19 protein-coding genes, 1 tRNA gene and 1 pseudogene are annotated in these 19,008 nt (G+C 50.2%); 5 read left to right on the forward strand and 16 right to left on the reverse strand.

Annotated elements, in window-relative coordinates:
• Positions 1-47: 47 nt before the first annotated feature.
• The 4 genes and pseudogenes from NA389_RS13295 to vapC form a co-directional block, all read right to left on the reverse strand.
• Positions 48-629 (reverse strand): fimbrial protein, encoded by a 582-nt coding sequence (locus NA389_RS13295; protein WP_001244649.1) that lies wholly within the window; start codon positions 627-629, stop codon positions 48-50.
• 718 nt (positions 630-1,347) lie between these two features.
• Positions 1,348-1,980, reverse strand: coding sequence for a YfdX family protein (locus NA389_RS13300; RefSeq protein WP_000835270.1), 633 nt, complete (start codon positions 1,978-1,980; stop codon positions 1,348-1,350).
• Between the two features lie 46 nt (positions 1,981-2,026).
• Positions 2,027-2,563, reverse strand: a complete 537-nt coding sequence (locus NA389_RS13305; RefSeq protein ID WP_001038499.1) for an STM3031 family outer membrane protein — start codon at positions 2,561-2,563, stop codon at positions 2,027-2,029.
• Between the two features lie 803 nt (positions 2,564-3,366).
• Positions 3,367-3,537, reverse strand: a pseudogene (gene vapC, locus NA389_RS13310) (tRNA(fMet)-specific endonuclease VapC); the annotation flags it as partial.
• Positions 3,538-3,727: 190 nt separating this feature from the next.
• Here vapC and NA389_RS13315 point away from each other — a divergent pair.
• Positions 3,728-4,534, forward strand: a complete 807-nt coding sequence (locus NA389_RS13315) for a DUF1460 domain-containing protein (RefSeq protein WP_001635492.1) — start codon at positions 3,728-3,730, stop codon at positions 4,532-4,534.
• A 123-nt stretch (positions 4,535-4,657) separates the two neighbouring features.
• Here NA389_RS13315 and NA389_RS13320 read toward each other — a convergent pair.
• Both NA389_RS13320 and actS read right to left on the reverse strand, forming a co-directional pair.
• Positions 4,658-4,731, reverse strand: a tRNA-Gly gene (locus tag NA389_RS13320).
• A gap of 79 nt (positions 4,732-4,810) precedes the next feature.
• Positions 4,811-5,569: an amidase activator ActS gene (actS, locus tag NA389_RS13325; protein WP_000244325.1), complete on the reverse strand. Its 759-nt coding sequence runs from the start codon at positions 5,567-5,569 to the stop codon at positions 4,811-4,813.
• A 264-nt stretch (positions 5,570-5,833) separates the two neighbouring features.
• Between actS and idi the strand changes: the two genes are divergently transcribed.
• The gene (gene idi, locus NA389_RS13330) at positions 5,834-6,379 is read left to right on the forward strand and encodes an isopentenyl-diphosphate Delta-isomerase (protein WP_000133996.1); all 546 of its coding nucleotides are present in this window, start codon (positions 5,834-5,836) and stop codon (positions 6,377-6,379) included.
• Between the two features lie 75 nt (positions 6,380-6,454).
• Here idi and lysS read toward each other — a convergent pair whose 3' ends face one another.
• The 5 genes from lysS to xerD all read right to left on the reverse strand — a co-directional run bounded on the left by lysS (position 6,455) and on the right by xerD (position 12,557).
• Positions 6,455-7,972 carry a lysine--tRNA ligase gene (lysS, locus tag NA389_RS13335; protein WP_000003339.1) on the reverse strand — a complete coding sequence of 506 codons (1,518 nt, stop codon included), beginning with the start codon at positions 7,970-7,972 and terminating at the stop codon, positions 6,455-6,457.
• Positions 7,973-7,981: 9 nt separating this feature from the next.
• A protein-coding gene (gene prfB / locus NA389_RS13340; protein ID WP_010989230.1) for a peptide chain release factor 2 occupies positions 7,982-9,080 on the reverse strand; the annotation gives its coding sequence in 2 pieces (ribosomal slippage) (positions 7,982-9,004 and positions 9,006-9,080; 1,098 coding nt in all).
• 104 nt (positions 9,081-9,184) lie between these two features.
• Positions 9,185-10,918 carry a single-stranded-DNA-specific exonuclease RecJ gene (recJ, locus tag NA389_RS13345; protein WP_000813380.1) on the reverse strand — a complete coding sequence of 578 codons (1,734 nt, stop codon included), beginning with the start codon at positions 10,916-10,918 and terminating at the stop codon, positions 9,185-9,187.
• Between the two features lie 5 nt (positions 10,919-10,923).
• Positions 10,924-11,637 carry a bifunctional protein-disulfide isomerase/oxidoreductase DsbC gene (gene dsbC, locus NA389_RS13350; protein WP_000745614.1) on the reverse strand — a complete coding sequence of 238 codons (714 nt, stop codon included), beginning with the start codon at positions 11,635-11,637 and terminating at the stop codon, positions 10,924-10,926.
• Positions 11,638-11,660: 23 nt separating this feature from the next.
• A complete protein-coding gene (gene xerD, locus NA389_RS13355) occupies positions 11,661-12,557 on the reverse strand; it encodes a site-specific tyrosine recombinase XerD (protein ID WP_000434302.1) in 897 nt (298 codons plus the stop codon).
• A gap of 112 nt (positions 12,558-12,669) precedes the next feature.
• On the opposite strand from xerD, the gene fldB reads away from it, so the two are divergent.
• On the forward strand, positions 12,670-13,191 hold the full coding sequence (gene fldB, locus NA389_RS13360; protein ID WP_001055885.1) for a flavodoxin FldB: 522 nt from the start codon (positions 12,670-12,672) through the stop codon (positions 13,189-13,191).
• 52 nt (positions 13,192-13,243) lie between these two features.
• Here the strand turns inward: fldB and NA389_RS13365 are convergent, their stop codons facing one another.
• Together NA389_RS13365 and sdhE are read right to left on the reverse strand one after the other, a co-directional pair.
• Complete coding sequence (locus tag NA389_RS13365) at positions 13,244-13,657, reverse strand: protein YgfX (RefSeq protein ID WP_000244757.1); 414 nt, start codon at positions 13,655-13,657, stop codon at positions 13,244-13,246.
• Complete coding sequence (sdhE, locus tag NA389_RS13370; protein WP_000351186.1) at positions 13,638-13,904, reverse strand: FAD assembly factor SdhE; 267 nt, start codon at positions 13,902-13,904, stop codon at positions 13,638-13,640. Before sdhE ends, NA389_RS13365 begins: the two co-directional genes overlap by 20 nt.
• A 249-nt stretch (positions 13,905-14,153) precedes the next feature.
• Here sdhE and ygfZ point away from each other — a divergent pair, with 249 nt between their 5' ends.
• Positions 14,154-15,134: a tRNA-modifying protein YgfZ gene (gene ygfZ / locus NA389_RS13375; protein ID WP_000874176.1), complete on the forward strand. Its 981-nt coding sequence runs from the start codon at positions 14,154-14,156 to the stop codon at positions 15,132-15,134.
• 115 nt (positions 15,135-15,249) lie between these two features.
• Here ygfZ and trhA read toward each other — a convergent pair whose 3' ends face one another.
• A complete protein-coding gene (trhA, locus tag NA389_RS13380) occupies positions 15,250-15,909 on the reverse strand; it encodes a PAQR family membrane homeostasis protein TrhA (RefSeq protein ID WP_000250289.1) in 660 nt (219 codons plus the stop codon).
• Positions 15,910-16,072: 163 nt separating this feature from the next.
• Positions 16,073-16,384, reverse strand: a complete 312-nt coding sequence (gene yqfB, locus NA389_RS13385; protein ID WP_001182976.1) for a N(4)-acetylcytidine aminohydrolase — start codon at positions 16,382-16,384, stop codon at positions 16,073-16,075.
• Positions 16,385-16,542: 158 nt separating this feature from the next.
• Between yqfB and bglA the strand changes: the two genes are divergently transcribed.
• Entirely contained in the window at positions 16,543-17,976 is a 1,434-nt protein-coding gene (gene bglA / locus NA389_RS13390) for a 6-phospho-beta-glucosidase BglA (RefSeq protein ID WP_071645612.1), read from the forward strand.
• A gap of 47 nt (positions 17,977-18,023) precedes the next feature.
• Here the strand turns inward: bglA and NA389_RS13395 are convergent, their stop codons facing one another.
• Positions 18,024-18,917 (reverse strand): transporter, encoded by an 894-nt coding sequence (locus NA389_RS13395; protein ID WP_000819373.1) that lies wholly within the window; start codon positions 18,915-18,917, stop codon positions 18,024-18,026.
• Positions 18,918-19,008 lie beyond the last annotated feature (91 nt).

Genomic DNA, 19,008 nt, shown 5'->3' on the forward strand with positions numbered 1-19,008 from the left:
AACCCCTCCGTGGACGGCTTCTCCCTGTCGTTATTTACCGCGTAAAATCACAGGTATCTCAGGGTGTAGGTGACAGATGCGGTGAAGTCACCGGGCGTGACGCCATTATCCAGTGCTATTAGCCGGGCATAGAAGTTGAGTTCGTTGTTTCCGGCCTGCAGTTGCTGAGCGTCGCCATCCGGCATCTGGGTGTTGGGCTCGATAATTGCGGTGTTGTCACTCTTCAGTAGCTGGACACCAACATGCTGTGCGCTGCCGCTGGTGGTGTAAGCCTTTTTCGCGACATTGGCTCCGCCAGAGAAAGAGACAGTCACTTTGGACATTTTCCCTGCGGAGCCAGCTGTGTCCGGGACATTCGGATCGAAAGCACAGTTCTGCAGATGAATGGTGAACGGTTTTGAGTCCGTGGTTGCGTCGGCGGTATTCAGTTTACGGTAAGAAATCTGTCCAAACGGAACGGTGATCGCATCGTCGCCCGGTGCGATATCACAGGGGGAGTTGGTGATGGTGCCAGTAAAGGTAATTTTACCTGAGCCGAACGGGCCTGCTGTTGGTGGATCGACTGCATATACAGAAGCGCCATACATCATACCGGCAGCCGCCATGGCAAGTATTATTTTATTACGCATAGATAATATGTCCTTTGGGTGAATGAGAATTATTTTGCAAAGGCTGAAAACAAATCTGAGGGTATTAATGAAAGCGTTCAGAAAAGATTCGTATGAATAATAAACGCCTGGTGTTAAACGAAGCACCTGAACTTTCCATCGAAAAATATTGATTTCAGCTAATGCCTAATCAGTTGTAAGAAAATTCTTATTCAAATTAAAACAATAAAAATAGATCGATACGATCGATGATTATGATCGTAATTTAAGAATAATCATCAAAGAAATACTTTTTAATGTAATTATAAGCGGATGAATACCTAACAGACAGATATTCGCAGTGGACATGAAATACTTTGTAATATGTTATCGGGAATGTATGTTTTGCTTTTCCATCACACTGGATATTTACAAAACATAATACTAACCATATATAACAATGAAACTACTGGTAGCATAAAAAACTAGATATAACACAAGTAAAAGGCATTTAATTCCAAAACATTAACTTAATAAATCATTATGAACCATCATAAGCGGAAGGGATAAAAAATAATAAATGAAATGATATTCTTCTGTATTTGTGATGAGCATCACAATAGATATGAATGCAGGTACCCTGACATTACTGAACTTCACGGATGAAATTTAAAAACAATGCCGACAGCAAAGAACAAACTGGTAATAGCTGTCAGACATAATGCTGCCTGCTGTAATATATACAGCAGGCTGGGGGATATTAATGCGCGGAATCGTGCTGCACGGGGGCCGTGGGTAATTCCTGAACTGACTGAGAATCCACAATTATGCCATCCTGAGCTGATTTCAGTATCAGACCTGCCTGATAGTATTTTCCTTCGTTCATCAAGGAAAGCGCTGTGGTCACATCCTTACGGGTTTGCTGAAGAGGAATGAGTTCCTGATTTTCAATCATACTGACGCCTGCTAGTTTCAGGGCCTCTATAGTCCCTTTTTTATCTCCTTCTTTCATTTTCTGGTTTGCTTTATTAATAGCATCATTTTTCTGGCCCGCAGGGAGATAATCTTCGGCTACCGTAATCGATGAATTTATCCGAATATAGCGGTCTCCTTCAACTGGGGCTTTTTTATCTGATTTGACATACAGATTCCAGTCAGTGCTGTCATCGTTCAGGAGTTTTTCTGCTTGCGCAGCCAGTTGTTCCGCCTTTTGGGTTCGACCATTAAACAACTCGAATCGCGACATTCCGATATCACGCATGGCCTGCCAGGCCTGTCCGGATATCTTGTCATTATTCAGAGTAACATTATCAGTCATGTTTGTTGCGGCCATAACATTTCCTGAAAACAGGAGAACCATCAGCGCAACGCCTGGCATAATATGGCTTTTCATAATCCATCATCTCCACAAAGTAACATTTTTTATCGGGTTATCCTATTCAGAACCGGTAACCCACGCCAAGATTAAAGCCGTTGCTATTAAGGCTTCCGCTGTTATGGGTAGCATCAAAATCCGCACCCTCATAACCCAGATTTATAGCGACATTACTGACCGGGGTATAAGCCACGCCTGCAGAATAACCATATCCGACCTTACTGTCAGACTCATTTATTCCGTGATCACGCTGATGCAATAATACGGGGCCCACTTGACTATACAGGCTTAACTGGTTATTTATTTTCCATGAAGGGCCTGCAAGCAGGGAGTAATAACGGGTTGTTACACGACCATTACTGCTTTCATCGGAATAGCGCTGGCTTCCATTTAGCCAGGCAAATGAGGTTGTCAGCCCCCAGTCCGGTGACATTTCATAGTTGTTTGCCAGCCGAACCCCACGCAACGTCCCGGCGTGATTAGTATGGGACTGGGCGTATCCAAGTGAAAATGTACTGGCATTATCGTCTGCCCATACCGGACTGGCTGCAGCAGACAGCAGAACAATACCGGCACTTCCGGCTAATAGCATTTTGTTCATCTTCTTCTCTCCGGTTATTTTTACCTGATGCCTTACTGGCATGTATTAAGTTAAAATCTTTCCGTGATAACAAACTATAAATAAATCTTTTAAATTATGAGCGCTGTTACGCCAGCAAATATCTTTGTCTGCGGCTGTCGGGAGGCTATTCACGAAAATATATACAGGCCAGAAACAGTATTTAATAATAAATAAACTGAAAAATAAAAACTGACAAAAATAGAAGTTCACTGATATATACCCAAAATAATTTGAGTTGCTTAAAGGCGGCAAGGGAGTGAGTCCCCAGGAGCATAGATAACTCTGTGACTGGGGTGAGCGACAAATCTGCCGGGAGCAGATTTGAACGTCGCGTGCGACGGCCCGTCAGGGCGAGGCCCATGATGGGCCGAGTAATCCGTAGTCAACACATAAGCCACTTGAAGTATGAAGGGTATATAACGGGAAAGAAGTCATATCGGCCTGGTAAACCAACGTCTGTGACTTAGTTGCAGGAAACGGCTATGGAGAGGGGATGCGGCAGTTATCGGGCAGTAACGGCATTGTTCAGTGAGTATCCAGGAAACAAAAAAAGAAGGGAGCGGTACTCCCTTCGTAAACATGTCAGGATACGACATTTTGGTACTCTTTTATTTATTATCTGGCCGTAAAAGTTATGCTGTTGGCAGGTATCTCCAGTCAACATAAAAAAATACCACCAGCTAAAAATGTGATGCAAACCACCATTAAGCAGGTAACCAAACTGACTGTGCCACTAAATCCGGAAAAGAGTTTGAATCCGGGGATAACATCTGATGCAGAAATTAGCACCAGTCTTCGATTCGGATACCCGGAATGCGTTCAAACTCGCGGAGATTGTTTGTGACGACGACCAGTCCGCGGCTACGGGCATGGCCAGCAATCATCTGGTCATAAGGCCCGACAGGTGTTCCCTTGCGGGCCAGTTCGGCACGGATTTGACCGGTATGTATCGCCAGCCTGAAGGGGCATGTTGGCTTTGACGATCAGGCAAAAAACAACTGCGAATAAAGTCGTATGATGATCTTCACATTTATCATCATCAGCGTTCATATTACTCAACCTGTAATCAACCTCTGGCGTTTTTCTGTATCCATCACAACCATTTCCGGTAAAGGTAAAAAAGGGATTTGAACCTTTCCGGAGATGATAATGAAGGTAAATACATGGACAATTTTGCTTATGTCGGCGCATCTGACGGCCTGTACCGTCCCTGGCACAGAAAAATATCAGACCAGCATGGACAGCGTTACGGCAGAAAAAGTAAGCCGGATTATCCAGTCGGATGTCATTCCTTATAAAGGCGAAAACCATGGAGAAGTTATCAGCCGCGTATCGTCTGCTTTTCTCGGAACACCTTATCAGGCAAATACGCTCATCGGTGGGCCCGGCACACCCGAAGTCCTTGTAGCGAATTTCAACGGCGTGGACTGCTTTACCCTGGCTGATTACGTTGAGGCCCTGGCCCGCAGCGATAATCAGAAATCGTTTCTGCATAATCTTGCCAGGACTCGCTACGCCGCAGGCAAAGTTGCTTATCTCAGCCGCCGGCACTTCTTCTCTGACTGGTTCGCCGCAGTACCGCGTAATGCACGGGATGTAACGCCGTATATCAGCCCTGATTATATCGTTGTTGACAAGCAGCTTAACCATAAACCTGATGGCGGCGAGTACATTCCTGGTCTGGGCATCCATCCTCGTAAAATAAATTATATTCCCGGAAGAGCCATCAACCAGCAGGTCATGAACCACCTAAAAAATGGGGACTATATCGGTGTCTACTCCCCGCTTGACGGGCTGGACGTTTCACATGTGGGTATCGTAGTTCGCCATGATGAACAGGTGTGGTTTCGGAACGCCTCCTCATTGGCCGCAAACAGAAAAGTGGTGGACACACCGTTTATGGAATACATGCATTCCAGACCAGGCATCGTTGTGCTGCGGGCTGAATGATAAAGTCATTACCAGAGTCGCCAGAGCCGTCCGACATAGGCATTGAAACCCTGTTCACTGTGGGGCCGACAGGAAAAATTGCTGTAAATTCGTGGGGTTAGTAAATATTAGAAGATATTTGTCTGGAGCGGGCGAAGGGAATCGAACCCTCGTATAGAGCTTGGGAAGCTCTCGTTCTACCATTGAACTACGCCCGCTTTGAGATGCGTAAGGCATTATAAACCTTACGTTCTGGTTGGCAAGAGACTTACTGGCTGACTGGCGATTAATTCACCGTCAGCACTTCGGTTTACTCCCCTGCGGCGGCAGATAACGCAGCGGATCGATGGCCGTCGCCCGGTAGCGAATCTGGAAGTGTAGCCTTACGGATGCGGCATCCGTGCTGCCCATCGTAGCGATTTTTTGCCCCGCTTTAACGCTTTGCCCATTATTAACCAGCATGGTGTCATTATGAGCGTAAGCCGTAATGTAATCTTCATTGTGCTTAATCATGATGAGATTGCCGTAACCGCGCAGCTGGTTCCCGACATAGACAACTTTACCCGCTCCCGCCGCATAAACAGGCGTTCCGCGCGCGCCCGCAATATCGATGCCCTTATTTCCGCCCTCCGCGGTGGAATAAGGTAAAATCACTTTACCGTTGGCGGGCCATACCCAACAGCGCTGCCCCACCGGCGGCCAGGAGGATTTTGGCACCGAAGATGACGGTCTGACCGCGGCAGTTTTTGTTGCTGTTTTATTGCTGGTTTTGCGTGCTGAACTGCTACTCTTTGCGCTGCCGCGCACTTTAATTCGCTGCCCCACCTCAATAGTATAAGGCGGAGAAATGCCATTCAGCCGGGCCAGTTCTTTCACGCTGGTTCCCGTGGCGCGCGATATACGATACAACGTATCGCCGCGCTTAACGGTATAGACGGAGCCGGAATACGTTCCTGAGCCGGAATTACTGGAACACCCCGCCAGCAGCAGCCCTGTGCATAACAGCACCGCAATACCCAGGCTATTTTTGTTCAGGCGTCCTGCGCTCAAAACCATTCCTCACTCTATTGACAGACGCCTTATGATAGCAGCCAAATGCCGTATGCCCAATCCATTGACGCCGGAAAGGGTCCGCGCGGATGATGATGCCGCGAATATCCGATATGCCAGCATAATATCGACTCACGGCGCAATGGCGCTCGTCTGCGTTCTGTCAGGGCCTGTTTTGGTAATGCCTTTCTTTCTGTTATGCGCTACGCTGATCGTCTGAGTATATGGCCTGGCCATGCTGCCGGGTCATTTTAATTTTCAGGAGCTTTCATGACTGAGGAACATGTCGTTTTATTGGATGAGCAGGATAAGCCTTCCGGCACACTGGAAAAGTATGCGGCTCATACGCTTAATACGCCTTTGCATCTGGCTTTCTCCTGCTGGCTATTTAACGAAGATGGTCAGTTGCTGGTAACACGACGGTCGCTGAGCAAAAAAGCCTGGCCAGGCGTGTGGACGAATTCAGTTTGCGGTCATCCGCAACAAGGCGAAACCACCGAAGAGGCGATCATCCGCCGTTGTCGGTTCGAACTCGGCGTGGAAATTACCGATCTCACCCCCGTCTATCCGCACTTCAGCTATCGGGCGACAGATCCAAACGGTATTGTGGAAAATGAAGTCTGTCCGGTATTTGCCGCGCGGGCAACCAGTGTGTTGCAGGTTAACAGCGAAGAGGTGATGGACTATCAGTGGAGCGAATTTAAAAGCGTATGGAAAAGCCTTCTCACTACGCCGTGGGCATTTAGCCCGTGGATGGTCATGCAAGCGTCAGACGAACAAGCGCGTGAACGACTGCTCAATTACTGCCAGCGTTAAAGATTGCCTGATGGCGCTACGTCTGAACGAAGAGATGCCGGATGGCGGCTAATGCCCCATCCGGCAATTTACATCTTATTTCACCGGACGCATCGCCGGGAACAGAATAACGTCGCGAATTGTGTGGCTGTTAGTAAACAGCATCACCATACGGTCGATACCAATTCCCAGACCCGCTGTCGGCGGTAAACCGTGTTCCAGCGCCGTCACGTAGTCTTCGTCGTAGAACATGGCTTCGTCGTCGCCCGCCGCTTTTGCATTAACCTGATCCAGGAAACGCTGCGCCTGGTCTTCCGCATCGTTCAACTCGCTAAAGCCATTACCGATTTCACGACCGCCGATAAAGAACTCGAAGCGGTCAGTGATTTCCGGGTTCACATCATTACGACGCGCCAGCGGAGACACTTCAGCCGGATATTCGGTGATGAAGGTCGGCTGAATCAGATGCGCTTCAGCGACTTCGTCAAAGATCTCAGTGACGATACGGCCCAGACCCCAGCTCTTCTCGACGTGAATGCCGATGCTTTCAGCAATCGCCTTCGCGGAGTCGAAGTTGTCCAGATCAGCCATATCCGTTTCCGGACGATATTTCTTGATCGCTTCACGCATGGTCAGTTTTTCGAACGGCTTACCGAAGTCAAACACTTCATCACCGTACGGAACCTGGGTGGTGCCCAGAACATCCTGCGCCAGCGTACGGAACAGAGACTCAGTCAATTCGATCAGGTCTTTGTAGTCCGCATACGCCATATAGAGTTCCATCATGGTGAACTCAGGATTATGGCGCACGGAGATGCCTTCGTTACGGAAGTTACGGTTAATTTCGAATACGCGTTCGAAGCCGCCAACCACCAGACGCTTGAGGTACAGTTCCGGTGCGATACGCAGGTACATGTCCAGATCCAGCGCGTTGTGATGGGTGATAAACGGACGGGCAGACGCGCCGCCTGGGATCACCTGCATCATCGGCGTTTCGACTTCCATAAAGCCGCGAGCAACCATAAACTGGCGAATACCGGCCAGGATCTTCGAACGGGTTTTGAAGGTGTTACGGGATTCATCGTTAGAGATGAGATCCAGATAACGCTGGCGATAGCGCGCTTCCTGGTCCTGCAGGCCGTGGAATTTATCCGGCAACGGACGCAGCGCTTTCGTCAGCAGGCGCAGTTCGGTGCAGTGGATAGACAGCTCGCCGGTTTTGGTTTTGAACAGCTTACCTTTCGCGCCGAGGATATCGCCAAGATCCCACTTCTTGAACTGCTCGTTGTAAACGCCTTCCGGCAGATCATCGCGCGCCACATACAGCTGAATGCGGCCGCCTACGTCTTGCAGGGTAACAAAAGAGGCCTTACCCATAATACGGCGAGTCATCATACGGCCCGCGACGGACACTTCAATATTCAGCGCTTCCAGTTCTTCAGCTTCTTTCGCGTCAAACTCTGCGTGCAGTTGGTCTGAGGTACGGTCACGACGGAAATCGTTCGGGAACGGGATACCCTGCTCACGCAGTGCAGCCAGCTTCTCGCGACGTGCCTTCATTTCATTGTTAAGATCGACTACCTCGTCAGCGCCCTGTGCGTTTTGTTCAGACATGTTGATTCCTCATAGCCCTGCTTTCAAACTTGCTTCGATAAATTGATCCAGACTACCGTCCAGTACCGCCTGTGTATTGCGGGTTTCCACCCCAGTACGCAGGTCTTTAATGCGGGAATCGTCCAGGACATAGGAACGAATCTGGCTTCCCCAGCCGATATCGGACTTAGTGTCTTCCATCGCCTGTTTTTCAGCGTTCTTTTTCTGCATCTCCAGTTCATAAAGCTTCGCTTTCATCTGCTTCATGGCCTGGTCTTTGTTTTTGTGCTGCGAACGGTCGTTCTGGCACTGCGTCACAATCCCGGTGGGAATATGGGTGATACGCACTGCGGATTCCGTACGGTTAACGTGCTGACCGCCTGCGCCAGACGCGCGATAGACGTCGATACGCAGATCCGCCGGGTTAATGTCGATATCGATATCGTCGTCCACTTCCGGGTACACAAACGCGGAGCTAAACGAGGTATGACGGCGACCGCCGGAGTCAAACGGGCTTTTACGCACCAGACGATGTACGCCGGTTTCAGTGCGCAGCCAGCCATAGGCATATTCGCCGGAGATTTTGATAGTCGCGGACTTAATGCCGGCGACTTCCCCTTCCGACTCTTCAATGACTTCCGTCTTGAAGCCGCGCGCTTCCGCCCAACGCAGATACATACGCAGCAACATGCTGGCCCAGTCCTGCGCTTCAGTACCACCAGAACCGGCCTGAATATCGAGATAGCAATCGGCGCTATCGTACTCGCCGGAGAACATCCGGCGGAATTCCAACTGCGCTAGTTTCTCTTCCAGCGTATTCAGCTCCGCGACGGCTTCGTTAAACGTCTCTTCGTCGTCAGCTTCTACCGCCAGTTCCAGCAGCCCGGAAACGTCGTCCAGCCCCTGAGTCATTTGATCAAGCGTATCGACGATCGCTTCGAGCGATGAACGCTCTTTTCCTAGCGCCTGCGCGCGCTCAGGTTCGTTCCAGACATCCGGCTGTTCCAGCTCGGCGTTTACTTCTTCCAGACGCTCTTTCTTAGCATCGTAGTCAAAGATACCCCCTAAGAACGTTGGTGCGTTCCGTGAGGTCCTGAATGCGGTTATTCACCGGGTTAATTTCAAACATGGTCTGATTTCTTTTATTTGACTTGTCAAAATGCGGTTATAAGGGCGAAATATTAGCGGATTTCGCCCCTTAATTACAGCGAAAGTGTTGTTAAATCGCCCCGATCATAGCGGCCAAATATCATCGATAATAATCTGTAAACTACGGTTGCCGCGAAACTCGTTAATGTCCAGTTTATAAGCCAGTTCTACCTCCCGCACGCCGTTATCCGGCCAACAGGTCGTATCAATATTAAATGCGATGCCATCCAACAGCGGGCCGCCGCCGATGGGCTCCACCATCACCTTGAGGTGGCGCTCGCCCACCAGACGCTGTTGTAGCAGACGGAAACGACCATCGAATAACGGTTCCGGGAACATTTGCCCCCACGGTCCGGCATCCCGCAACAGTTGCGCCACTTCCATAGACATCTCCGCCGCGCTTAATGGACCATCGGAGATCACTTCGCCTTGCAACAGGGCAGGATCGAGCCATTCCGTTACTAGCTCGCCAAAACGTTGCTGAAACTGCTCGAATTTATGCTCTTCCAGCGACAATCCCGCCGCCATCGCATGACCGCCGAACTTGATCATCAGATCAGGGTAAAGCGTATCCAGCCTTTCCAGCGCATCGCGCATATGCAACCCCTGAATCGAACGGCCTGAGCCTTTTAGCGTGCCGTCGCCCGCAGGCGCAAAGGCGATCACCGGGCGGTGAAAACGCTCTTTAATGCGCGACGCCAGAATTCCGACCACGCCCTGATGCCATTCAGGATGATACATCGCCAGACCGCCCGGAAGCGTTTCACTACTGCGCTCAAGCTTTTCGCACAGGATAAGCGCTTCCGCCTGCATCCCCTGCTCTATTTCTTTGCGCGTCTGGTTAAGCGCATCCAGCTCGCTGGCCAGAACACGCGCTTCGCCGAGGTTGTCGCACAACAGTAACGCCACGCCAACGGACATATCATCCAGCCTGCCGGCGGCATTCAGGCGAGGCCCCAACGCGAAGCCTAAATCACTGGCGGCAAGCTGCTGCGGATCGCGATTCGATATCTCCAGCAACGCTTTAATTCCCGGACGGCATTTCCCGGCACGAATACGACTTAGCCCTTGCCAGGTCAGAATACGGTTGTTAGCGTCCAGCGGCACAACGTCTGCTACCGTTCCCAACGCCACTAAATCCAGCAGCTCCGCCAGATTCGGCGGCGCGATGTTGCGCTCGTCGAACCATCCTTTGTCGCGCAAAAATGTTCGCAACGCCAGCATCAAGTAAAACGCCACGCCGACGCCCGCCAGCGACTTAGACGGGAATTCGCAGTCGCGCAGATTGGGATTAATAATCGCTTCGGCATCCGGCAACGTGTCGCCAGGCAGGTGGTGATCGGTCACGATCACCGGAATCCCCAACGTCTTTGCATGCGCTACGCCGGCGTGGGATGAAATGCCGTTGTCTACGGTGACGATAAGCTGTGCGCCGCGCGCCTTCGCCTGATCGACCACTTCCGGGCTTAAACCGTAGCCATCTTCAAAGCGATTAGGCACCAGATAACTGATGTTGTCACATCCCAACGCACGCATTCCCAATACGCTTAGCGCAGTACTGGTCGCGCCGTCGGCGTCAAAATCGCCAACAACAATAATGCGGGTACCTTCGCGAAAGGCGTTGTAGAGGATCTCCACCGCGTTATCTATGCCGCTAAGCTGTTGCCAGGGCAGCATTCCTTTCACGCTGCGCTCCAGTTCGTGGGCGCTACGAACGCCCCGGCTGGCATATAGACGTCGTAGTAATGGAGGAAGATCGGCGGGGAGTTCCGCCGTCTCATCAGCCTCACGCCGACGAAGTTGTCTCTGTTGTTTCACGCGTATTATTTACCACTGGTCTGTTTTTGATGCTCATCAAGAAACGCTTTCATCTCTTTCGGTCCCTGATAGCCAGGCACCACATAGCCGTTACTCAATACAATGGCTGGCGTACCGCTAACGCCCAACTGCACGCCCAACGCATAATGATCAGCAATATTCACGTCACAGCTTGCCGGTTTCACGCCCTTACCTGCCATGGCGTCATCAAACGCTTTGTTTTTGTCTTTGGCGCACCAGATAGATTTCATATCCTGCTCCGCCTGGCTTTCCAGCCCCTGGCGCGGGAAGGCCAGATAACGTACCGTGATCCCCAGCGCGTTATAATCTTTCATCTCTTCATGTAGCTTATGACAATAGCCGCAGGTGATATCGGTAAAAACAGTAATGACATGTTTCTCATCCGGCGCTTTATAGACGATCATCTCTTTTTCCAGCGCATTTAGCTGGCTCATCAGCAGTTTGTTCGTCACGTTTACCGGATGCGCGCCGCTCACGTCATACATCGGCCCTTGAATAATATGTTTGCCGTCATCAGTGACGTACAGTACGCCGCTGTGAGTGAGGACGGTTTTCATCCCTGCCACTGGCGAGGCCTGAATTTCCGTACTCTGAACGCCCAGCTTAGCCAGCGACTGACGGATAGCCGCATCATCCGCATGGGCCACGCCTGAAAACGCCGCCGCCAGTAAAGTGAACATCATAAAACGCTTTTTCATAAACTATCCTTTCCTGTCAGCACTCATGCCCGCGGATGGTGCTGTTGATGAAGTTGACGCAAACGCTCCGTTGCGACATGCGTATAAATTTGTGTCGTCGAAAGATCGCTATGCCCAAGTAGCATTTGTACAACGCGCAAGTCGGCGCCGTGATTCAGCAAATGCGTGGCGAAAGCGTGACGTAAAACATGCGGCGATAGTTTTTCGCTATCGATTCCAGCCAGTACCGCATAATGTTTAATACGGTGCCAGAAGGTCTGCCGCGTCATCTGCTGCGCACGCTGGCTGGGGAATAATACGTCAATTGATACGCCATTGAGTAACCAGGGACGCCCATGCTCCAGATACGTTTCCAGCCAATATACCGCCTCTTCACCTAACGGCACCAACCGCTCTTTATTGCCTTTACCGATAACCCGCACCACGCCCTGCCGCAGACTGATATCGCTCATTGTCAGCCCCACCAGTTCCGACACGCGCAAACCGGTGGCATACAGCACTTCCAGCATAGCTTTATCGCGCAACTCCAAAGGTTGATCAATAAGCGGTGCCTGCAAGAGCCGTTCAACCTGCGCCTCGCTAAGGTCTTTCGGTAAACGCTGCGGAAGCTTAGGCGAGGCCAACTGCGCGCTCGGATCATCCTCACGATACTTTTCACGGTACAGATGCTGGAAAAAGCGCCGCATAGCGCTTAACAGGCGTGCGGAGCTGGTCGCTTTGTATCCGCCCTCCACCCGTTCAGCCAGCAGCGTTTGTAAATCATCAGCCTGCGCCGTCGCAAGCGTTTTTCCACGATGATGCAACCACGCAACGACCATCGATAAATCGCGACGATACGCGCTTAATGTATTTTCCGCCAGATTTCGTTCCAGCCACAGGGCATCCAGAAACTGCTCAATACGCGCTAAATCCTGTTCCATTCGCGCTCCCTACTTCACGCTTACTTTTGGTGCATTATGCCTCATTGTGCCGTGAATGCAGCGATTCTGTTACACTACCCGCAACGCTATAGCAGAATCGAGATGTAACGTAATGAACATGGGTCTTTTTTACGGTTCCAGCACGTGCTACACCGAGATGGCCGCAGAGAAAATTCGCGATATCCTCGGCCCGGAGCTGGTGACATTACATAACCTCAAGGATGACGCCCCCGCCTTAATGGAGCAGTACGACGTGCTCATTTTAGGCATCCCCACCTGGGATTTTGGCGAAATTCAGGAGGACTGGGAAGCCGTCTGGGAGCAACTGGACGATCTCAATCTGGAAGGCAAAATCGTTGCGCTTTACGGTATGGGCGACCAGCTCGGCTACGGTGAGTGGTTCCTGGATGCGCTGGGTATGTTGCATGACAAACTTGCCCTCAAAGGCGTTAAATTTGTCGGCTACTGGCCCACAGAAGGCTACGAATTTACCAGCAATAAACCGGTCATTGCGGATGGGCAACTGTTTGTCGGCCTGGCGCTGGATGAAACGAACCAGTACGATCTCAGCGATGAGCGTATACAGACCTGGTGTGAACAAATTCTCGGCGAAATGGCCGAACACTACGCCTGAAGCCTTACTCGCTGTATTTCCCTCTCGACGGAACCGCGTTTACGCCGTTCCGTCAGTGTTGGCGCGATATCGGCTGCTGTAACAGTATCCGACGCAACTCACGCCATTCCGCTTCTTCCATGCTATCCGCCGCCAGCCATAAATGCTGATGACGTCCAGACTCTGCGCGTAAACGCAACACCATCCCGCTCTTCAGTAACCAGGGCGGACGCAAGAGCGTCCAGTCCTGCCCCTGCCAGCGTAAGCGCCCGTCCATGAGTAGCTTGATCTCTCCCTGGCAGGTATTAATCCTGCGCTGGCTACGTACACAGTCAAACACGACCAGCGACAGTAGTATCATCCATAACGGGGTATAACTCAGCGGCCAGGGCATCAATAAAATCACCGCGGCAACCAGCCCATGAATGAGCAATGAGATCCACTGAGCGCGCCATGAGACGCGTAAATCAGATTGCCACAGGACCACGTTCCCGATTCCGTGTCTGAATGAGTCGGACCATCTGTTCCAGTTCAGCGTCAGCCGGTTTACCGTGATTCATTAACCAGTTAAATAAATCCGGGTCATCACTCTGCAACAAACGGACAAAAATACGCTTTTCTTCATCACTTAAACTATCGTACTCATGTTCAAAAAACGGCATGATGGAAATATCAAGTTCGCGCATACCGCGACGACATGCCCAGTGAATACGTGCTTTATTGTGAATATCCATGTTCTTCCTGCCTCGCGAAAATGAAGTACCGGGCTATTGTAACGTGTTTTTGGCGTTGTTTTACGGGAATCTCAGTAATCTGGAACGCGATCGCGAAATAAAAGGCTGGGAATCAATATGTTCATCCATTTTGGATACCGCCTCGCAAAACGATCAATCCGCTCTCAATGGGCTATTTAAAGCACTTGCAATGACCGATGGCTCTTTTACCATTAACCATTATTGTTGCAGCTAACCAGGACATTATTTATGGCTTTTATCTCCTTTCCGCCACGTCATCCTTCATCGTCAGCCCGCCTGCCGCTGACGCTGATCGCGCTTGACGACTGGGCGCTGTCGACCATTACCGGCGTAGACAGTGAAAAGTATATTCAGGGCCAGGTCACCGCTGACGTAAGCCAGATGACTGAACAGCAACACCTTCTCGCCGCCCACTGCGATGCTAAAGGTAAGATGTGGAGCACTCTGCGCCTGTTCCGTGAGCGCGACGGTTTCGCCTGGATTGAACGCCGTAGCGTGCGTGAAGCACAATTAACGGAGCTGAAAAAGTACGCCGTATTTTCCAAAGTGGTCATCGCGCCGGATGACGAACGCGTATTGCTTGGCGTGGCAGGTTTTCAGGCCCGCGCGGCGCTGGCTAATGTCTTTAGCGAACTGCCCAATAGCGAAAATCAGGTGGTCAGAGACGGCGCCTCCACGCTGCTATGGTTTGAACATCCTGCGGAACGATTCCTGCTTGTCACCGATGTCGCGACGGCCAACATGTTAACAGAGAAGTTGCATGGCGAAGCCGAACTGAATAACAGCCAACAGTGGCTGGCATTGGATATTGAAGCAGGCATTCCGGTGATTGACGCGGCGAACAGCGGTCAGTTTATCCCCCAGGCGACTAACCTACAGGCGCTGGGCGGCATCAGCTTCAAGAAAGGCTGCTACACCGGACAGGAGATGGTCGCACGGGCAAAATTCCGCGGTGCCAATAAACGCGCGCTTTGGTTGCTGGCGGGCAAAGCCAGCCGGGTACCGGAAGCAGGAGAAGATCTGGAGCTACAGATGGGCGAGAACTGGCGTCGTACCGGCGCTATTCTGGCGGCGACACAGTTGGACGATGGTCAGTTACTGGTTCAGGCCGTCATGAATAACGATTTAGAAGCCGAAAGCGTCTTCCGTGTTCGCGACGATGCCAACACCCTGCATATCGTCCCGCTGCCTTACTCGTTGGAAGAGTGATATCACGTTAAAAGTCGGATAGCCTGATAGCGCAACGCCATCAGGCTCGCACGTGCTGCTCTCGTAGGCCGGATAAGGTACGACAGCGCCGCCATCCGGCACGGGCATCCGGGAATTACGCCTGTCCCACATACAAATAGATGGCCAGGAAGTGGCACACGCTGCCGCCCAGCACAAAGCCATGCCAGATGGCGTGGTTATAAGGTATGCGTTTGCAAACATAGAAAATTACGCCCAGCGAGTAAACGACGCCACCTACCGCCAGCAGCGTCACGCCGCCTATCGCCAGCTTAATCGCCAACTGATAAACCACTATCAGCGACAGCCAGCCCATTGCCAGATACGTAACCAGTGAAAGCACTTTAAATCGGTGCGCAATCGTCAACTTGAAGAGGATACCGAATAGCGCCAGGCTCCAGATCACAATCATTAGTCCGCGCGCCAGCGGCGAATCCAGACCTACCAGCAGAAATGGCGTATAGGTTCCGGCAATGAGCAGATAGATAGCGCAGTGATCAAATTTCTTTAACCAGATTTTTGCCCGCTGATGAGGAATGGCATGATAAAGCGTTGAGGCAAGAAAAAGCAGGATCATGCTCCCGCCATATAAACTGTAGCTGGCGATAGCCGTCATACCCGCATTCGCCTCTACCGCCTGAACCAACAACAGCACCAGGCCGACAATACCAAATACCAATCCAATGCCGTGGCTAATACTGTTGGCGATTTCCTCAGCCAGCGAATATCCCTGCGTCATTAATGGTTTTTGCACCATAACTTACTCCGGAGAAACGTTCATAACGATGAACTGCGCCTCTAGCGTAACTGAGAATGGTTCCAGTGAACACATGTTAGCTAAAATAAATTCGCAAAATTAAATTTTGTTTATTATTCAATAAGTTAATTACAAAAACTCAACTAACACGCGTTCATGTTTATCAAAGGCATTTAAAATCAATCACATAAAATTGCGTCTGGTTGGGATAGATTTCAGCAATGACCCGTTTCAGCTCATCAAGCGACATATTTTCCTGTTGCGCATGTTTTTCGTTCAGCGTATCCAGCGTCACAGTTGACGTTCCTGTCACTTCGATTGTGCAAAAATAGCCATCATCTTCGAACCGCCCCACGCGTAGCACATCGCCTGCTTTAAAGTGGGACTCGGAGGCATCACGAATAGTGATGGTTTTACGCCCTGCCAGAATGTCATTCTGGAAACGTTGAAAGAAAGTAATGTCATTTGGCTGCATGTGGTTATCCCCCTGAATATGGCCCCTTGAAGTGGATGTTACGATCTGAATGTGTTCTTGCCCCGACACGCGAGCACCCTGGAATTTTGCGTACGCTTTACATGTCATTTGGTGCAGAATGAATGATAACAGACTAAATAAATTGAGATTATGCAACAATGAGAAAACTCACCCTGCCAAAAGATTTTTTATGGGGCGGCGCGGTTGCTGCACACCAGGTTGAAGGCGGCTGGAATAAAGGCGGTAAAGGCCCCAGCATCTGCGACGTGCTAACCGGCGGCGCACACGGCGTGCCACGCGAAATTACCCAGAATGTCGTTGCTGGCAAATACTATCCGAACCACGAGGCGGTGGATTTTTACGGACATTACAAAGAAGACATCCGTCTTTTCGCCGAAATGGGGTTCAAATGCTTCCGTACCTCTATTGCCTGGACGCGTATCTTCCCGAATGGCGACGAATCCCAGCCAAACGAGGCCGGTCTGAAATTCTACGACGACATGTTTGATGAATTGCTCAAATACAACATCGAACCGGTCATCACCCTTTCCCACTTTGAAATGCCGTTACATCTGGTCCAGCACTACGGCGGCTGGACCAATCGTAAAGTCGTTGATTTCTTTGTCCGTTTTGCTGAAGTCGTGTTTGAACGCTACAAGCATAAGGTCAAATACTGGATGACCTTCAACGAAATTAACAACCAGCGAAACTGGCGCGCGCCGCTGTTTGGCTACTGCTGTTCCGGCGTGGTGTATACCGAGCATGAGAATCCAGAAGAAACCATGTATCAGGTCTTACATCATCAGTTTGTCGCCAGCGCCCTGGCGGTGAAAGCGGCACGTCGTATTAATCCACAGATGAAAGTTGGCTGTATGCTGGCGATGGTCGCGCTGTATCCCTTCTCCTGCAAACCAGAAGATGTGATGTTTGCTCAGGAATCGATGCGTGAACGCTACGTCTTTACCGATGTACAGCTGCGCGGCTATTACCCGTCCTATGTGTTGAACGAGTGGGAGCGCCGCAGATTTAACATCAAAATAGAAGATGGCGATCTTGAAGTGCTGCGCGAAGGCACCTGCGACTATCTTGGTTTCAGTTATTACATGACCAACGCGGTCAAAGCCGAAGGCGGTAGCGGCGATGCTATTTCCGGTTTTGAAGGCAGCGTACCGAACCCCTATGTTAAAGCCTCTGACTGGGGCTGGCAGATTGACCCGGTGGGCCTGCGTTATTCATTGTGTGAACTGTACGAACGCTATCAAAAGCCGCTGTTTATTGTCGAAAACGGTTTTGGTGCTTACGACAAAGTAGAAGAAGATGGCAGCATCAACGACGACTATCGCATTGACTACCTGCGCGCCCATATTGAAGAGATGAAAAAAGCGGTGACTTACGATGGTGTCGACCTGATGGGCTACACGCCGTGGGGCTGCATCGACTGCGTGTCGTTCACCACCGGGCAGTACAGCAAGCGCTACGGCTTCATCTACGTGAACAAGCACGATGACGGTACGGGCGATATGTCGCGTTCGCGTAAGAAGAGCTTCAACTGGTACAAAGAGGTGATTGCCAGCAACGGCGAGAAGCTTTAACTCCTGCACGTTACCCGCCAGTCGGCGGGTAACACTTTGAACGAGTCTTACCAGGTCTTACCTATTTTAAATTCCCAGCGTACATCTTCCATTTTGGTTGGCGACTTCGCTTCCTGCATTACCGGGAAGAAGGCTCCGGCACCAAACCATAATTTCAGTGAATCGACGGCAATATTAAATGACGGACCAACAACCCATTCGGTAGTTCCAGAATGGTTATTAATTACGCTGCCATTAGACAGTTTTTTCGTTCCAGAGGCATTATTGCTGTAGGCACTTTCCAGACCAAGATCCAGCGGTAAATCGCTAAACATATACCGCACCTGGGTATTCCACTGGAATTCGTTACCTCGTTTCACGTCCTGGTTACCGCGCTCAAATGGTCCCTGATATACAAAACCCATATCCCCTTTAATGTTAGGAGTAAATAATTTTGTTAAAGTGAGTGTTACTCTTCCTCCCCAGGCGCTATTCCCAGGCAAATGATTATCTCCATCTTGCCCGGTGGGTAGTAATAATGCCCCACCTACCGTAACCCAAAACGGATCACCTCTTCGCTGGCTCATTAAAGCATAATTGACCCCCACCGATTGGTCGCCCATTCCCTCTATGTGCTCAGGAGACAGATTGTCTCGTTTGTTATTGATATACGACCCCACAGTTGATAATTCCAGTCTGTCGGTCAAACCGTAACGAATCTTCAATAACCATATCTGGGAGTAAACATCCGGACTTCCGTGCCCCTCGATTTGATGATCTTTATCGCGAAATGAGCTATTCACGGCGGTTAATAACTTTCCTTCCGGCAATACTGAACCACCAGAAATAGCGGTATTAACTGGTGCACCTAATAGATTACTGGGATTATTTTCTCCGTTAGCTGCCATTGCATTCATTAATAGAAAATATGTCATTAATGGCAGAAATATAAATCGTTTCATTATTCCCTCCAGGTATAAAAAACAAAGCGCTAAGTTAATAAATATTTACGTTATTTATGTTTATTTTTAATTTATAATTTAAATTAATAAC

Source organism: Salmonella sp. NW645, from assembly GCF_051703725.1.
GTDB classification, from domain to species: domain Bacteria; phylum Pseudomonadota; class Gammaproteobacteria; order Enterobacterales; family Enterobacteriaceae; genus Salmonella; species Salmonella enterica.

Bases quoted from the DNA above. Each gene is read 5' to 3' on its own strand.
- fldB (WP_001055885.1), top strand. From the start codon at position 12,670: ATGAACATGGGTCTTTTTTACGGTTCCAGCACGTGCTACACCGAGATG.
- NA389_RS13300 (WP_000835270.1), bottom strand. From the start codon at position 1,980: ATGAAAAGCCATATTATGCCAGGCGTTGCGCTGATGGTTCTCCTGTTT.
- trhA (WP_000250289.1), bottom strand. From the start codon at position 15,909: ATGGTGCAAAAACCATTAATGACGCAGGGATATTCGCTGGCTGAGGAA.
- sdhE (WP_000351186.1), bottom strand. From the start codon at position 13,904: ATGGATATTCACAATAAAGCACGTATTCACTGGGCATGTCGTCGCGGT.
- xerD (WP_000434302.1), bottom strand. From the start codon at position 12,557: ATGGAACAGGATTTAGCGCGTATTGAGCAGTTTCTGGATGCCCTGTGG.
- NA389_RS13305 (WP_001038499.1), bottom strand. From the start codon at position 2,563: ATGAACAAAATGCTATTAGCCGGAAGTGCCGGTATTGTTCTGCTGTCT.
- yqfB (WP_001182976.1), bottom strand. From the start codon at position 16,384: ATGCAGCCAAATGACATTACTTTCTTTCAACGTTTCCAGAATGACATT.
- bglA (WP_071645612.1), top strand. From the start codon at position 16,543: ATGAGAAAACTCACCCTGCCAAAAGATTTTTTATGGGGCGGCGCGGTT.
- idi (WP_000133996.1), top strand. From the start codon at position 5,834: ATGACTGAGGAACATGTCGTTTTATTGGATGAGCAGGATAAGCCTTCC.
- NA389_RS13315 (WP_001635492.1), top strand. From the start codon at position 3,728: ATGATAATGAAGGTAAATACATGGACAATTTTGCTTATGTCGGCGCAT.
- NA389_RS13395 (WP_000819373.1), bottom strand. From the start codon at position 18,917: ATGAAACGATTTATATTTCTGCCATTAATGACATATTTTCTATTAATG.
- actS (WP_000244325.1), bottom strand. From the start codon at position 5,569: ATGGTTTTGAGCGCAGGACGCCTGAACAAAAATAGCCTGGGTATTGCG.
- dsbC (WP_000745614.1), bottom strand. From the start codon at position 11,637: ATGAAAAAGCGTTTTATGATGTTCACTTTACTGGCGGCGGCGTTTTCA.
- ygfZ (WP_000874176.1), top strand. From the start codon at position 14,154: ATGGCTTTTATCTCCTTTCCGCCACGTCATCCTTCATCGTCAGCCCGC.
- NA389_RS13295 (WP_001244649.1), bottom strand. From the start codon at position 629: ATGCGTAATAAAATAATACTTGCCATGGCGGCTGCCGGTATGATGTAT.
- lysS (WP_000003339.1), bottom strand. From the start codon at position 7,972: ATGTCTGAACAAAACGCACAGGGCGCTGACGAGGTAGTCGATCTTAAC.